Genomic DNA, 14,502 nt, shown 5'->3' on the forward strand with positions numbered 1-14,502 from the left:
ATCGCTTCGGTGCTATACGATTCCGGAGCGTTACGTGCTCAACGTTCACCGGAATGGTCGAGGAAGTGTTGCGTCTCGGAGTGCGCACGCTCGCTTTCGGCTGGAGTCTCTCGCGTAGTCGAGGGTGACTCCGGGCTCTGCACATTGACTTGCACCTGAACGAGGAGCTGAGAAAGTTCATCGTTTGATATCTGTTCTGGCGATTGATTCGTTTGAACGATGAGGGCAATGAGCGCGACTACCAGAGAGCCAAGGGCGATCCAATCTCCGCGCGTCATCTTCTCGCGCTTCAACTTTCGGACAGGCTCGGGTGCATTATCAATCAACGTCGCGAGCAGGGCAGGGCGACCCTTTTCTGCTTCTCTGGCGGCGATGAGAAGCTTTTGCATCTGAGCGTTGGTGAACCATTCACCACCTGACACTCGCTCTGACGCCGGGCGGAAGACGTGCATGATTAGCGGTTCGGCGCCCGGCGTGTTATCGATGAGGTTCAGGTATTCCGGGATGACCACGGCGTGGCCACTAGGGCACCGCGCTGGTGTGGACTGTATGTCCAAAGGAATGTCTCTGGCGAGGAAAGTGCCGATCCGGACCGGAAGAATGCACACGGCGCAGACCGCATAAAGCGGCAATCGCGGCGACGTCTTCACCGGACCATTGATGTCGACGACCCAGCGGCCGTCCGCTTTCTGGCTGATGAAGGCGCCCCATGGTTCGCGTCCGAATGCTACTAACCCGCCGGCCATGCTCATTGATTCATATCTCCTTCGATCATCTACGAACCATATGCCCCGACGACATCCACGCATAGCCCCTCTCTCAACGCCTCACGGCCGCGAGGGAGGGGCTTTTTGTCGTGCCCGGAATGTCGGTGGTCGGGTGCATGCTGTTGCCATGACGGAGGAAGATCGAGCGATCCTCGCCTTCGAGGAGACGCAGCACATGGACCAGGCGCACCACGATGAAGCGGTGCGGCAACGGTTCGGCCTGTCACGTACACAGCATGCGCAGAGGTTGAACGAGCTCGTGCGGCGCCGTGATGTGATCGAGGCGTTCCCTGTGCTGGTGCATCGCCTCGAGCGGCAGTCTGCGGCCCGTCTGGCGCGTCGTGAGCGGCGTGCACGGCGTCAGTTCGCTGCGTAGTCGATCAGGGTCAGCGCGGGCCCCAGCTGCTCGGTGTGGCCGGTGGACGTGTAGGTGCGCCCGTCGTGCACAATGTCGGTGGCATCTTCGAGGAGCACGAGCAGATGCTCGCGGCCGGTGTCGTCGCGGAGGCGGCCGAGGTACTGCATCCGGCGACTCTACAGCGAGAGTGAATCAGGCGGTGTGCGGTGGGAGTTCAGCTACGAAGATATTGTCCTCGGGCTCCAGCCGCATTCGTTTATTCAGGGGGACGCCGTACTTTTCAGCGAAGCCTGTCGCAGTGAGAATTGCCTGGCTCTGCGACACCGTGACTTTGCAACCGTTGCGGTCGCTCTCGTCGGTGGGCTCGAATCCCACCCGGATGTCCTCACCATCCCATAGCAGACGTAGGTACTGGACCCCCTCGATCATCCTGACGGCCGCGGCGTTGAAGCGAACCGCTCCCTTCGAGCCGAATCTGACTGTGGCAACCCCGCGGGGTCCGTTCATGGGTTCGAATACTTCAAAAGGCATGGAAGAAAGATAACACATGTGGCGACTCAAATAAATCAAAGAAGCTGCCGAATGATCAAGTAGCTCGAGGTGGGGATGCATGCACGGCGTGGTCGGGGTAGCGGGCGAAGGAGCGGTCGGAGCGTGACGTTTCGATGACGGGACGCACGACGGGTATCGCTTCGTCGGCCTGGTCGACGGTGTCGTAGTAGCCGATCAGGGTCCGGTCGGCGGGGTTGAGCGCCCATCGGACGGCACGGTATCGCCAGACGCGGGAGCCGTCCGGTGTGGTGACTTCGACGTGCGCGATGATGCCGGCGGGCATGGTGGGGTGGGTGCGCATGACGATCCACGTTTTGGTGTCGAGGGTGATGCGTGCGGCCATGACGGCAGGGTATGCGGGACCGCCGACATCGGGCGCCGTGCCCACATTTTGCCCACGTTTTGCCAGCACCCGTTCGGACTCTGCGCATGCAACAAGGGCCCGTTCGGCCCGGTTTTACTGGGCTCTCGCGCTGCGCGCTTGCCGCGAATAGGCACAGGTTAGAACCACGACTTCTTCAGCGGGTCTGGCTCGTCGTACGTCATCGGCAAGGCCGTCAACACGGAAGACGAGGACTGGGACTTCTGAGCCCGGTCGCTCGATTTTCCGTCGAACGAAGCGACCCGCATCCCTCACTAGGGGAGACGGGGCGCTTCGTCGTGCCGGAAGCATTTGGCCTGCCCGGCCCTGGCCGCCGGGAGTCTCGGTCAGCGGCGGAACGTAGGATTGCCGGATGAGCGTGATCATTGCGGGATGCGGCGACCTGGGCACCGAGGCGGGACTGCGATTCGCGGCGCTGGGTGAGCGAGTTGTCGGGTTGCGACGCCGGCCGGGGGTGCTGCCGGCTGAGATCGAGGGGCGGGCGGCAGACCTGCGCGCCGAGACGCCCGTGTTCGATGACGATGCGTCGGTTGTGATCGTACCGTTGGCCGCCGGGCGCCGCACCGTGGAGGAGTACCGCGCGACCTATGTGGATGGGCTGCGGCGCGTGCTCGACGGCATCGAAGCTTCGCAGGCGGATCCGCGGCTCATCGTGGTCTCGTCGACCGCCGTGTACGACGTGACCGACGGGGGCGTCGTCACCGAAGAGACTCCGGCTCGGGGAGGGACCCCGACCGCGGACGTTCTGCTCGAGGCCGAAGAGTTGCTGCGTGATCGAAAGCCCGAAGCGACGCTCCTGCGGTTGTCGGGCATCTACGGGCCGGGGCGCGAACGGCTGATCGAGCAGGTGCGCGGGGGCACGGCGACACTTGTCCGCTCACCCGCCATGTCGCCCCACACGAACCGCATTCACCGGGATGACGCGGCCGCTGCACTCGTGCACATCGCGGGGCTGCAGCATCCGGCGCCGCTGTACCTCGGCACCGACGACGAGCCGTCGCGATTGGACGATGTGCTGCGTTTCATCGCGCGCGAGACCGGGTCGCCCGAGCCCGAGTTCGGCGCGGTCGACGGGCGGCAGGCCGGTGGCGACAAGCGGCTCTCGAACGCTCTGCTGCGCTCGACGGACTTCGAGTTCGCCTACCCGACCTACCGCGAGGGCTACCGAGCTGTGTTGGCCGGCCAGGGCATTCGACACGCGTAAAGAACTTCCCGTGGGCGGCCTGCTTTGGAGCCCTCGCCGCGAGAGAGGTACTTCGAGGTATCGGACAGGGTCAGCCCATCACGTCAGTGCCGGGTCAACGACGCACAGTTGGACTGCTCGCGCAGAGCGGGAGCCCTGATCTGGCGCCGAGCCGTGCTCGCTAGGGGATGAGCTTTTCGGCGCGGTACTGGTCGAAGAGGGCCGTGAACGAGTCGACCGTGCGGTGGTGGGTGGTGAAACCGGCGAGGCGGCTCTTCGACATGTCGGTGACGACCTCCATGGTGCGGCCGAGGTCGGCGTCGGTGTGCCACCAGGAGGCGAGGCGCGAGACATCCGCTTCGGCGAGGCCGTGGTCGTGCGCGATGGTCGACCAGGTCGACTCGATGCCGGCCATCTGCTGTTCGAGAGGCTGCGGTTCGGCGCCCGGGCCGACGGGCTCGACACCGAAGTAGTCGGCGAGCTTCTGCCACATCCAGCGCCACCGGAAGACGTCGCCGTTGACCACGTTGAACGGCTCGTTGTGGCCGGCCTCGTGCGTCGACGCCCAGACCATCTGCTCGGCGAGCACCGTGGCATCGGTCATGTCGGTGAGGCCGTTCCACTGCGTCTCGCTGCCCGGGAAGATGAAGGGGCGCTCGAGAACGCGGCAAATCGTGGCGTAGACGGCGAGCGTCAGGCCCATGTTCATGGCGTTGCCGACGGCGTGGCCCACGACGGTGTGCGAGCGGTGGGTCGACCAGGTGAACCCGCGTCGCGCGGCGGCGGCGAACACTTCGTCCTCCTGTGCGTAGTAGAAGTTCTGCTCGGCTCGGCGCGGCTCCTCCTCCCGGAAAGGTGTCTCAGGGATTTCGCCCTGGCCGTAGGCGTCGAACGACCCGAGGTAGTGCTTCAGGCCCGTCATGAGGGCGACATGCTCGAGGGGCGCATGGTCGAGGGCCGCGAGCAGATCGCGCACCATCCCGCCATTGACGCGGATGTTCTCTTCCTCGGTGGCCTGACGTGACCACGCCGTGATGTACACGTGGCTGGGCTTTTCGGCGGCCAGCGTTTGCGAGAGGTCGTCGGCGTTCTGCAGGTCGACCGAGACCCAGCGCACGTTGTCGCGCGGCGTGCCGGGGCGGCGGGAGAGGGCCAGCACGGTCCACCCGTTGGCGGCCAGCAGGTCGACGGTCGCCGAGCCGCTGATGCCGGTCGCGCCGACGACGAGCGCCGTGCGGCCGGTGCCGTCGAGGACGGCGGGGGAGGACGGGGACAGTGAGGTGGTCGCTGAAGAAGTCATCCCCAGGGGTAACCCGGTCGTCACGTGTCGAATTCCCTGGGCCACCCGGGAGCTACTTGCCGCCGGCGAGCACCTTCGAGATGCGCTGCAGCGAGACGCTCTGCGCCGTGCCGAGTTGCTGGGCGAACAGGCTGATGCGCAGCTCCTCGAGCATCCAGCGGGCGCGCGCCAGGTTGGGCGGGCTGTGCGGGGCCAGGGGGATACGGCCGCCCGCCTCCGTGAAGCGTTGCGTGGCGGTCTGCACCTCGGTCATCCACACGCGGTCGCGGTTGGGGTTGTCGGGCAGGCGGTCGACGCGGTAGGCGATGCCCGCGAGGTAGCGCGGCAGGTGGCGCAGATATTCGAGGCCCGTCGCCGACACGAAACCGGGGAACACGAGGCCGTTGCGTTGTTCGCGGGCATCGCTGAGCGCTGTGATGAGCGTCATGCTCGTGGCATCCTTGATCGCTTTGTCGACGTTGCGCGCGGCCGTGAGGATGCGGGCCACGAGGGCGACGATCTCGAACATGAGGTCCATCACCGAAGCCGACACCCGGTCTCGCACGGATTCGAATTCGGCACGCAGGTGCACGGCGCCGTCGGGCTTCATGCGGAACAGGACATCGTCGACGGCCGCGGCGAGGCAGTCGTCGAAGAGTGCGGCCGTGGTCGTGTAAGGGCTCGTGGCGAGCGTCAGCTTCTCGGCGCTCGTGAGGTGCTGCTGCACATAGGCCGCGGGGGAGGCGACCGACAGCAGGAGCAGGCGGCGCACACCGGCGGGCAGCGCCTTGGCCTGTTCTTCGGGCGTCGCCAGGATGCGGATGGACACGCTGTCGCCGTCGTCGACGAGCGCCGGGTAGCCGCGGATCACGTTGCCGCCCAGGTTGACGTCGACGAAGCGCGGCAGCTCGTCGAGATCCCACTTTGTCAGGCCCGAGCGTTCGAGCGCGTTGGGCGTGGCCTCGGCGGCCTTCGCCACCGACGCTCGGCTGCGGTGTGCCAGTTGCCGCTGCAGCTCGCGCAGATCTTTGCCCGAGGCGATGCGCCGACCGCGCTCGTCGACCACCTTGAAGGTGACCTTCAGGTGGTCGGGCACGCGTTCGAGGTCGAAGTCGCCGGCGCCGACCTCCATGTAGGAGAGGCGTTTGATCGAGTCGGTGAGCCGCGCCGCGAGCGTGTCGGCGTCGGTCGCCACGGGCGTCGGCGGCGCCTCGGGCAGCTCGTTCATGAGGCGCGTCGCCCAGTCGGCGGCCGGCACCACGTTCTTGCGGATGTGCTTGGGCAGCGATTTGATCATGGCCGTGACGAGGTCGTGGCGAAGCCCCGGCACCTGCCAGTCGAAACCGGCGGGGGAGAGGCGCGGCAGCAGGGCGATGGGCACCGTCACGGTCACGCCGTCGTCCTCCGTGCCCGGTTCGAAACGGTAGCTCAGCTTGAGGCGTTGGTCGCCCTGGCGCCACTCGGGTGGGAAGAGCGACTCGTCCACATCGGGCGCGTCGTCGGGCAGCAGGTCTTCGCGGCGCATGGTGAGCAGGTCGGGGGTGGTGCGCTTGGCTTGGCGCCACCATCCCTCGAAGCTGCGCGTGCTGAAGACGTCGGCCGGAATGCGCGCGTCATAGAACTCGAAGACGGCCTCGTCGTCGAACAGGATGTCGCGGCGGCGTGTGCGCTCCTCGAGCTGCGACAGCTCTTTGCGCAGCTGGCGGTTCGCGCGGTCGAACTGCTGCGGGGATTCCCACTCGCCCTCGACGAGCGCGTGCCGGATGAATAGTTCGCGCGAGTGCTCGGGGTCGACGCGCGAGTACTGCATGCGCCGCCGGGGAATGATGGGCACGCCGTAGAGCGTGACCTTCTCGAACGCGACGACCGAGCCCTGCTTCTTCTCCCAGTGCGGCTCGCCGTAGCTGTGTTTGCAGAGGTCGCCCGCGATGGGCTCGGCCCAGGCCGGGTCGATGACGGCGTTGGTGCGCGCGAACAAGCGGCTCGTCTCGACGAGTTCGGCGCTCATCACGGCGGCGGGCTGCTTCTTCGCGAGAGCGCTGCCCGGGAACAGGGTGAAGCGGGTGTGGCGGGCGCCGATGTACTCGCCCTTCCGCGCGGCGCCGGACTTCTGGCCGGGCAGGGGTTTTGCCCCGCGACCCTTCACGGGGGCCGCGACGGTCTGGTCTTTCAGGCCGATATGCGACAGCAGGCCGGCGAGCAGCGAGCGGTGGATGCCATCCGGGTTGACGGCCGGTTCGTGGATGTCGAGACCGATCGGTTTGGCCAACTGTCGCAGCTGCCGATAGACGTCCTGCCATTCGCGCACACGCATGTAGTTGAGGAACTCGGCCTTGCAGAGCCGCCGGAAGGCGCTCGACGACAGCTCGGCCTGCTGCTCTTCGAGGTAGTTCCAGAGGTTGAGCAAGCTGAGGAAGTCGCTCGTCTTGTCGACGAACCGCGCGTGCTGCTCATCGGCCTGCTGGCGCTTCTCGAGCGGGCGTTCGCGCGGGTCTTGGATGGTGAGCGCCGCGACGATCGCGATGACCTCGCGCGACGTATTGTGCTTCTTCGACTCGACGATCATGCGCGCGAAACGCGGGTCGATCGGCAGGCGGGCCAGGTCGCGGCCCACGCGCGTCAGGCGGTGCGCGCGCGTGCCGCTGGCGGCGGCGTTGGGCGAATCGGGCTTCTGCAGCGCGCCGAGCTCGAGCAGCAGGTCGACGCCGTCCTTCACACCGCGCGAGTCGGGCGGCTGCAAGAAGGGGAACGCCTCGAGGTCGCCCAGGTTGAGCGATACCATCTGCAAAATGACGGCCGCCAGGTTGGTGCGCAGAATCTCGGGTTCGGTGAACTCGGGCCGCTTCTCGAAGTCCAGCTCGCTGTAGAGCCGGATGGCGATGCCGTCGCTCGTGCGCCCCGACCGCCCCGAGCGCTGATTCGCCGAGGCCTGCGAGATGGCCTCGATGGGCAGGCGCTGCACCTTCGACCGCACGCTGTAGCGCGAGATGCGCGCCGTGCCCGCGTCGATCACGTATTTGATGCCCGGAACCGTGATGCTCGTCTCGGCCACGTTGGTGGCGAGCACGACGCGGCGCCGCACCCCGACGCGCTTCGACGGCTGGAACACCTTCTGCTGGTCGGCGGTCGACAGGCGCCCATAGAGGGGCAGGATCTCGGTGGTGCCCGTCGCCCCGACGCGCGACCCGTTGTATTTCGCGTTGAGCGCGTCGGCGGCGTCGCGGATCTCTGCCTCGCCCGACAGGAAGACGAGCACGTCTCCGGATGACTCGAGCGAGAGCTCGTCGAGGGCGTCGGCGATGCCGTCGATGTAGTTGCGGTCATCGGTGGCCGAGGCATCCGCGGGGTCGAGCGTGCCGCCCTCGCCGTCGGATGACGAGGAGTCGTCGGTTGCGGCATCCGCGTCGGCGACCAGCGGGCGATATCGGATCTCGACCGGGTAGGTGCGGCCAGACACCTCGACGATGGGGGCGCCGCCGAAGTGCTTCGAGAACGACTCGGGGTCGATGGTGGCCGACGTGATGATGAGCTTGAGGTCGGGCCGCTGGGGCAGCAGCTGCTTGAGATAGCCCAGCAGGAAGTCGATGTTGAGGCTGCGCTCGTGCGCCTCGTCGATGATGATGGTGTCGTATTTCGACAGCGTGCGATCGCGGTGGATCTCGTTGAGCAGAATGCCGTCGGTCATGAGCTTGATGCGCGTGTTCTTCGACACCTTGTCGGTGAAGCGCACCTGATAGCCCACGAGTTCGCCGACCTCTTGGCCCATCTCGTCGGCGATGCGCTCGGCGATGGTGCGGGCGGCGAGACGGCGCGGCTGCGTGTGCGCGATGTTTTCGCGGCCCAGCTCGAGGCACATCTTGGGCAGCTGCGTGGTCTTTCCCGACCCCGTGGCACCCGCGATGATGATGACCTGGTTGTCGCGGATGGCGCGCTGGATGTCTTCGCGCATCTGGCTGACGGGCAGCTCGGGCGGGTACGTGATCGTGGAAGACATAGCCTTCCATTCTATGCGCCGGGCGGGGGAGTGAGCGGCCGGCCGAGCAAATGCGGAAGCCCAAACTTGTTGACTTAACAAAGTGGTTTGCGATACAAAGTAGACATGACAAACCGCACACCGGCCGCCTCGAGCGCCGATGACGCCCCCGCCGACATCCATGAGATGCTGCGGCTCAGCCAACAACAGAGCGACAAGATGTCCCTCGTCTTCGACCGCCCGACCACCATCATCGTGCTCACGTGGGGGGTCGCCTGGTTCGTCGGCTTCCTCACCCTGTGGTCCGCCACCGAGGGCAACCCCTGGTTCCGCACGCCCATCGTGCCGGCCGGCATCGTCTTCACGGTGCTCATGGTCGCTGGCATCATCGTCTCGGCCGTCGTCGGTTCGCGCACGAGCCGCGGCATGCGCGGTGCCGTCGCGTTCCAGGGCACGGTCTACGGCATCTCCTGGGCCATCGCGTGCATGGCCGTCCCCTTCTTCGGCGGCGCCCTGCTCGCCAACGGCATGTCGCCCGAGCTCGCGGCACTCTTCTACCCGGCGGGCTATTCTCTCGTCGTGGGAATCCTCTACCTGGCCGGCGCGGCGCTCTGGAACGACAAGCCCATGCTCGGTGTCGGCATCTGGATCATCGTCGTCGGCATCGGCGCACCCTTCTTCGGCGCTCCCACCAACTATCTCGTCATGGGGTTGCTGGGCGGCGGCGCGTTCCTCGTCTACGGCGTGTGGCTGGTGTTGCGCCAGCGCCGTCGTGTGGCGCTCTACAGCCGCACGGATGCTCGAGCGGCGGTCAACTGATGGACGACCTCGATCCCGTCATCCACGCTCAGGCGCGTCTGCGCATCACGTCGACGCTCGCGGCCCTCGACGCCGACAGCAGCCTGTCCTTCCCGCGTCTGCAGGAGCTGCTCGACATGACGGCCGGCAACCTCTCCACTCACCTGCGCAAGCTGGAAGACGCCCAGTATGTGACGGTCGAGAAGACCCACCACGGCCGCACGCCCGTGACCTACCTGGCGCTCAGCAAGACGGGCCGGCGCGCGTTCGAGGACTACATGGAGACGCTGCGAGCAATGCTCGGCCCGCACGCCTGAGCCAGCGCGGCCGCGGGTACGACAGAGGGCGCGACCGCCTGCGCGACCAAGAACCGCCGGAGACAGACCGATGGCCCGACGCAGTGCATGCGCCGGGCCATCGGGGTGTTCGTGTTAGTTGTTCAGCGCGCGCTTGCGGCGCAGGGCCACGAGCAGGCCACCCGCTAGGGTGAGCGCGGCGGCGAGACCGATCAGGCCAGCGTCGTTCGAGCCGGTCTCGGGCAGAGCCGAGGTGCCTGAGGCGTTACTCGGAACGGTTCCGGCGCCTGCGGGGGCAGGCACCAGGGCCGGGGCGACGATGAAGTCGACCTGGTTGGAGTAGCCGGAGACGGCGCTCACGGTGCCGGCTTCCATGTCGGCCGCAACCTGCAGGGCTGCAGCGGTGTAGGAACCGTCTTCGAGCGCGACCGTGACCGTCCACGTTCCATCGGCACCGACGAGGATCGGTTCGTCGAGCGGGGTCGGCTCGGCAGCTGCCGATGCGTCCTCGTCGGCGAGCAGGCTCATCTGGTCGGCCAGGGCCGGGTTCGATGCCTCGACGGCGGCGAGCAGCAGATTACGCAGGTCGGTGCTGTACTCGTCGAAGAAGCTGTCGGTGGCGACGGCGACGACGACGTAGGCTCCGGGGGTTCCGGTGCCGTCGATCGTGACGGTGTCCTCACGGATGGTCTGGCCGTCTTCGGGGTGAACGATGACGGGGGCATCCAGCTGGGTGACGGGCGGAACGACCTCGTCGGCGGGCAGGTTGAACGTCACACGGACGTCGCCGCGGCCCGAGCCGCCGTCGATCTGAGTGACGCGCACGGTCTGAGCGCGGGCAGCGTCGTCGTCGAACGTGACGTCGGCGGTCCAGTTGCCGTTCTCATCCACGATCACATAAGGCGTGACGAGCTTGTTGCCGTCGGCGTCCAGGATGTTGACGATGTTGCCCGGGTTGCCGGTGCCCGTGAAGGTGACGGTGTTCGAGGCTGTGGTGTCGCCGTTCTTCGGCGAGGTGACGACGAGGTTCACGGGCGTCGGGATGGTGACATCCACCGTGACCTGGCCACGACCAGCGCCGCCATCGATCTGCGAGAACGTGAGCTTCTGGTTCCGTGCAGCGGTATCGGGCAGTGTGACGGTGCCCGACCACGAGTCGTTCTCGCCCACGATGATGTTGGGCGTGACCTTCGAGCCGGACGCATCGACGACCGTCACAATGTTGCCCGCGTTACCCGTTCCCGACACCGGGAAGGTGCGCGAGGTGAAGTCCTGGCCCTGGGTGGGCGACGCGACCTTGAGGTTCACGACGCTCGGCAGCTGGAATCGAATGGATGCCGTGCCGTCGCCCGAGAAACCGGTCGACTGGTTGGCGTTCAAGGTTTGGAAGCTCGCAGCATCAGCGCTGTAGCTTCCGGTGATCGACCAGCGGCCGTTCTGTACCGAGGTGTTCTTGCCGCCGAAGCGGCTACCGTCGGGCAGAAGTACGTTGACGATGCTGCCCGAGGTGCCCGTGCCCGAAACCGTGATCGAGTCGCGCGAGGCGACCTTCTGGTTCGCCGTCGGGCTGGTGATGGAGAAGTCCTCCGGTGCTGCGTTGGCGGGAGTCGTCGCGATGAGCGCGCCCCCGAAAGCGATGGACAGAACTGCCGGCACGGCCAGGAGTTTCCGCCACGATGTGGTTCTCAACAGTGTTTCCCCTTGTGGATTGCAAACTGTTGTCCCTTCCCGACACTCGGCAGCCGTCGGTGGATGCGAGTTATACGTGCCGGGATATGTGGTGCTCGATCGAGTGATGCACTGGCGGATCGTATGTGTGAACCGTATCATCCTCGGCCACGATGTGAACCCCATCCGAGGGGGAGTGCGGCCCTGTCAAGGGAGGTCGCCGCTTTTCGCTGAGAGCGAGAAAAGACGGGTTCTCAGACATCCGCGGAATCAATCGGTGGGGCGAGTGCTTAGCTTGAAACATGACTGAATCGACCACTGTCCCCACGCTCACGCTCAACACGGGAGCCACCATTCCCCAGCTCGGGTTCGGCGTCTTCCAGGTCGACCCCGACGAGACCGAGCGCATCGTCGCCGACGCTCTCGAGGTGGGCTACCGTCACATCGACACCGCCGCCATCTATGGCAACGAGGAGGGTGTCGGCCGCGCGATCGCCAAGAGCGGCATCCCGCGCGACGAACTCTTCATCACCACCAAGCTGTGGAACAGCGACCAGGGCACCGAGTCGGCGCACGCCGCCATCGACACGAGCCTCGAGAAGCTCGGCCTCGACTACGTCGACCTCTACCTGATCCACTGGCCGACGCCCGAAAAGGGTCTCTACGTCGAGACCTGGAAGGCCATGGAAGAGATCCTGGCCAGCGGCAAGACCCGCGCCATCGGCGTCTCGAACTTCCTCGTCGAGCACCTGCAAGACATCCTCGACCTCGGCGGCACCGTTCCGGCCGTCAACCAGATCGAGCTGCACCCCGCCCTGCAGTCGCTCGAACTCACGCAGTTCGCGCGCCAGCACGGCATCGAGATCGAGGCCTGGGGTCCGCTCGGCCAGGGCAAGTACCCCTTGTTCGAAGAGGACGCCGTCGTCGCGGCCGCCGAGGCGCACGGCAAGTCGCCCGCCCAGGTGGTGCTGCGCTGGCACATCCAGAACGACAACATCGTGTTCCCCAAGTCGAACAGCCGCGAGCGCATCCAGCAGAACTTTGAGATCTTCGACTTCGAGCTGACGCCTGAAGAGGTTTCGGCGATCGACGCGCTCGAGCGCGACGGCCGCGTGGGCGCTCACCCCAACGAGGTCAACTAGTCTCATCCGGCGGCCCGCGAGGGTTGCCTCACGAGGGCCGAGGCATCCAGACCGGATGTTTCGGCCCTCGGTTGTTTCAGGCGGGGTCCGCGCGGCTCCCGCACGACGCGCGACCGGCGAACCGCGAACCGCGAACCGCGACCTTCGACCTGCGACACAACCGCCATGTACGTGAAAGGAGTCTCATGCCCCGTTTCGTTCAGTTCACCGAGTATGGAGACGTCGACCGCCTCGAGGTGATCCAGGTGGAGAAGCCCGAGCCCGCCGCCGGAGAGGTGCGCGTGCGGGTGACGGCCGCCGGTCTCAACCCCGTGGACTACAAGTTGCGCGAGGGTGGGCCCGCCGCGGCAGCCTTCGGTGTGAAGCTGCCGTCGGGCAACGGGAACGACTTCGCCGGCGTTGTCGACGCGGTCGGAGAGGGTGTGACGCAGTGGACGGTCGGGCAACGCGTGTTCGGCGCTCGCCGGTTCTACGCCCAGGCCGACTACGTGATCGTCGGGCCCGAACACGAATTGCACGAAACGCCCGAAGCGCTGCCCGATGAGGTTGCGGGAACGCTCGCGATAGCCGGTCGCACGGCTCAGGCATCCGTTCGGGCGGTAGGCGTGGCCAGCGGCGAAACGGTGCTCGTGTCGGCTGCGGCCGGCGGCGTCGGCATCCTGGCCTGCCAGGTCGCTCGACTGCGGGGCGCCACGGTCATCGGCACGGCCAGCCCGTCGAATCATGACTTCCTGCGTTCCATCGGGGTCATCCCGGTGGCCTACGGTGAGGGTCTCGTCGAGCGCGTGCGCGAGCTGGCGCCGCAGGGCGTCGACGCCGTGCTCGACAACGCGGGCGCCGAGACGCAGGATGCCGGGATCGCGCTCGGTGTTAACCCGGCCCGCATCAACACCATCGCCGACCGTGGGCACGCCGCCCGCATCGGCGCGCAGGGCGTTGGCGGCGCGGACGCCGGACCCGGCGACCTGATCGAGATCGCCGAACGCCTGGCCGACGGAACGTTCGTGCTGCCCATCGCGCGGGCCTTCGCGCTCGATGACGTGCGCGAGGCCTACCGTCTCCTCGAGGGCGGGCATGTGCGCGGCAAGGTCGTGCTCACGACATCCTGAGGGCATAATCGCCGGCCGGATCGGGTTGAATAAGGAGGTCGGCGGAAGTCGACGGAGAAGTGTGGCCGGGTCAGCGATCCGACCGGCGCAGAGATTTGAGGAGTCAGCCATGAGCGACAGCATCGAACAGACCGAGAGCTTCTTGGGCGAGGCGACCGACGACGCGTTCCGGCGCAGCTGGGCGGCCTGGCACCAGGCCCGTCTGCGCGCCACGCTGTCACCGCTCGGCCTGGCGTCGCTCGCTGCCACGCACTGGCTGACTAACGAGCCGACGTCGTACGACGGCGTTCCCGGCGTGTGGTCGGCGACGCGCGACGGCGTGCGTGGTGTGGCCGATGAGCTGACCGGCTCGGCCGTGCTGCAGGACGGCGAGCCGTATGCGACCGTGGGCGGCGACGGCGTGACGCTGCGGTCCGGCCAGGAGATCGCCTGGGGCGACAAGCGGCTGCGCTACTTCGAGCGCGACGGCGTGCTGGCCCTGCGCCTGATCGACCCGGATGCCCCCACTCGCAGCGCCGTGCGCGACATCCTCGCTTTCGAACCCGACGAGAACTGGGTGTTCAAGGCACAGTTCACCCCCGCCGACGCCGACCACCGCTTCAGGAACGAAGCCATCGACGGTCACGTGGCCGAGGAGCACCCCGCCGGAACCGTGTCCTTCGACCTGAACGGTGAGGCCGTGTCACTGACGGTCACGGGTGGGCCGCGCGGCTTCAGCGCCGTGTTGGCCGACGGCACGAGCGGCTCGGAGACCTACCGTTTCCGCTTCCTGCGCATCGACGCGCCGGGTGCCGATGGCCGTGTGCGTGTGGACTTCAACCGGCTCTACCTGCCGCCGTGCGCGTTCAGCGACTTCTATGTGTGCCCGCTGCCGCCCGCCGGCAACCGCCTGACGACGCCCATTCGCGCGGGCGAGAAGAGCCTCGACCTGGTCGAGCAGCCCGCCTAGCGAGTCAGCTCCTCGGCACAGCCGTGACAACGACAAGCGGTCAGGT

Annotated in this window: 14 protein-coding genes; 7 read left to right on the plus strand and 7 right to left on the minus strand. The window is 66.8% G+C overall.

Annotated elements, in window-relative coordinates; translation table 11 throughout:
- Window positions 1-38 precede the first annotated feature (38 nt).
- Window positions 39-752: a hypothetical protein gene (locus ACZ6IE_RS04470; protein ID WP_464606956.1), complete on the minus strand. Its 714-nt coding sequence runs from the start codon at window positions 750-752 to the stop codon at window positions 39-41.
- A 142-nt stretch (window positions 753-894) separates the two neighbouring features.
- Here ACZ6IE_RS04470 and ACZ6IE_RS04475 point away from each other — a divergent pair, with 142 nt between their 5' ends.
- Window positions 895-1,143, plus strand: coding sequence for a DUF3263 domain-containing protein (locus ACZ6IE_RS04475; protein ID WP_464606957.1), 249 nt, complete (start codon window positions 895-897; stop codon window positions 1,141-1,143).
- Here the strand turns inward: ACZ6IE_RS04475 and ACZ6IE_RS04480 are convergent.
- Genes ACZ6IE_RS04480 through ACZ6IE_RS04490 form a run of 3 tightly spaced genes read right to left on the minus strand, consistent with a single transcriptional unit; the run spans window position 1,128 to window position 2,020 of the window.
- On the minus strand, window positions 1,128-1,292 hold the full coding sequence (locus ACZ6IE_RS04480) for a hypothetical protein (protein WP_464606958.1): 165 nt from the start codon (window positions 1,290-1,292) through the stop codon (window positions 1,128-1,130). The two genes, ACZ6IE_RS04475 and ACZ6IE_RS04480, sit on opposite strands and share 16 nt — an antisense overlap.
- A gap of 25 nt (window positions 1,293-1,317) precedes the next feature.
- Window positions 1,318-1,656 (minus strand): hypothetical protein, encoded by a 339-nt coding sequence (locus tag ACZ6IE_RS04485; RefSeq protein WP_464606959.1) that lies wholly within the window; start codon window positions 1,654-1,656, stop codon window positions 1,318-1,320.
- A gap of 55 nt (window positions 1,657-1,711) precedes the next feature.
- Window positions 1,712-2,020, minus strand: a complete 309-nt coding sequence (locus ACZ6IE_RS04490) for a hypothetical protein (protein ID WP_464606960.1) — start codon at window positions 2,018-2,020, stop codon at window positions 1,712-1,714.
- Window positions 2,021-2,411: 391 nt separating this feature from the next.
- Between ACZ6IE_RS04490 and ACZ6IE_RS04495 the strand changes: the two genes are divergently transcribed.
- Entirely contained in the window at window positions 2,412-3,263 is an 852-nt protein-coding gene (locus ACZ6IE_RS04495; RefSeq protein ID WP_464606961.1) for an NAD-dependent epimerase/dehydratase family protein, read from the plus strand.
- 160 nt (window positions 3,264-3,423) lie between these two features.
- Here the strand turns inward: ACZ6IE_RS04495 and ACZ6IE_RS04500 are convergent, their stop codons facing one another.
- Both ACZ6IE_RS04500 and hrpA read right to left on the minus strand, forming a co-directional pair.
- Window positions 3,424-4,542 (minus strand): SDR family oxidoreductase, encoded by a 1,119-nt coding sequence (locus ACZ6IE_RS04500; RefSeq protein WP_464606962.1) that lies wholly within the window; start codon window positions 4,540-4,542, stop codon window positions 3,424-3,426.
- Window positions 4,543-4,594: 52 nt separating this feature from the next.
- Window positions 4,595-8,515: an ATP-dependent RNA helicase HrpA gene (gene hrpA, locus ACZ6IE_RS04505; RefSeq protein WP_464606963.1), complete on the minus strand. Its 3,921-nt coding sequence runs from the start codon at window positions 8,513-8,515 to the stop codon at window positions 4,595-4,597.
- Between the two features lie 105 nt (window positions 8,516-8,620).
- Between hrpA and ACZ6IE_RS04510 the strand changes: the two genes are divergently transcribed.
- Together ACZ6IE_RS04510 and ACZ6IE_RS04515 are read left to right on the plus strand one after the other, a co-directional pair.
- Complete coding sequence (locus tag ACZ6IE_RS04510) at window positions 8,621-9,313, plus strand: hypothetical protein (RefSeq protein WP_464606964.1); 693 nt, start codon at window positions 8,621-8,623, stop codon at window positions 9,311-9,313.
- A complete protein-coding gene (locus ACZ6IE_RS04515) occupies window positions 9,313-9,609 on the plus strand; it encodes a transcriptional regulator (protein WP_464606965.1) in 297 nt (98 codons plus the stop codon). Before ACZ6IE_RS04510 ends, ACZ6IE_RS04515 begins: the two co-directional genes overlap by 1 nt.
- A gap of 114 nt (window positions 9,610-9,723) precedes the next feature.
- On the opposite strand, the gene ACZ6IE_RS04520 is transcribed toward ACZ6IE_RS04515, so the two are convergent.
- Window positions 9,724-11,244, minus strand: a complete 1,521-nt coding sequence (locus tag ACZ6IE_RS04520; RefSeq protein WP_464606966.1) for an LPXTG cell wall anchor domain-containing protein — start codon at window positions 11,242-11,244, stop codon at window positions 9,724-9,726.
- Window positions 11,245-11,558: 314 nt separating this feature from the next.
- Here ACZ6IE_RS04520 and ACZ6IE_RS04525 point away from each other — a divergent pair, with 314 nt between their 5' ends.
- From ACZ6IE_RS04525 to ACZ6IE_RS04535, 3 genes are all read left to right on the plus strand, one after another.
- On the plus strand, window positions 11,559-12,398 hold the full coding sequence (locus ACZ6IE_RS04525) for an aldo/keto reductase (RefSeq protein WP_077053674.1): 840 nt from the start codon (window positions 11,559-11,561) through the stop codon (window positions 12,396-12,398).
- A 185-nt stretch (window positions 12,399-12,583) separates the two neighbouring features.
- The gene (locus ACZ6IE_RS04530; protein ID WP_464606967.1) at window positions 12,584-13,507 is read left to right on the plus strand and encodes an NADP-dependent oxidoreductase; all 924 of its coding nucleotides are present in this window, start codon (window positions 12,584-12,586) and stop codon (window positions 13,505-13,507) included.
- A 109-nt stretch (window positions 13,508-13,616) separates the two neighbouring features.
- The gene (locus ACZ6IE_RS04535) at window positions 13,617-14,456 is read left to right on the plus strand and encodes a DUF1684 domain-containing protein (protein WP_464606968.1); all 840 of its coding nucleotides are present in this window, start codon (window positions 13,617-13,619) and stop codon (window positions 14,454-14,456) included.
- Window positions 14,457-14,502 lie beyond the last annotated feature (46 nt).

The organism is Okibacterium sp. AC114, assembly GCF_979253355.1.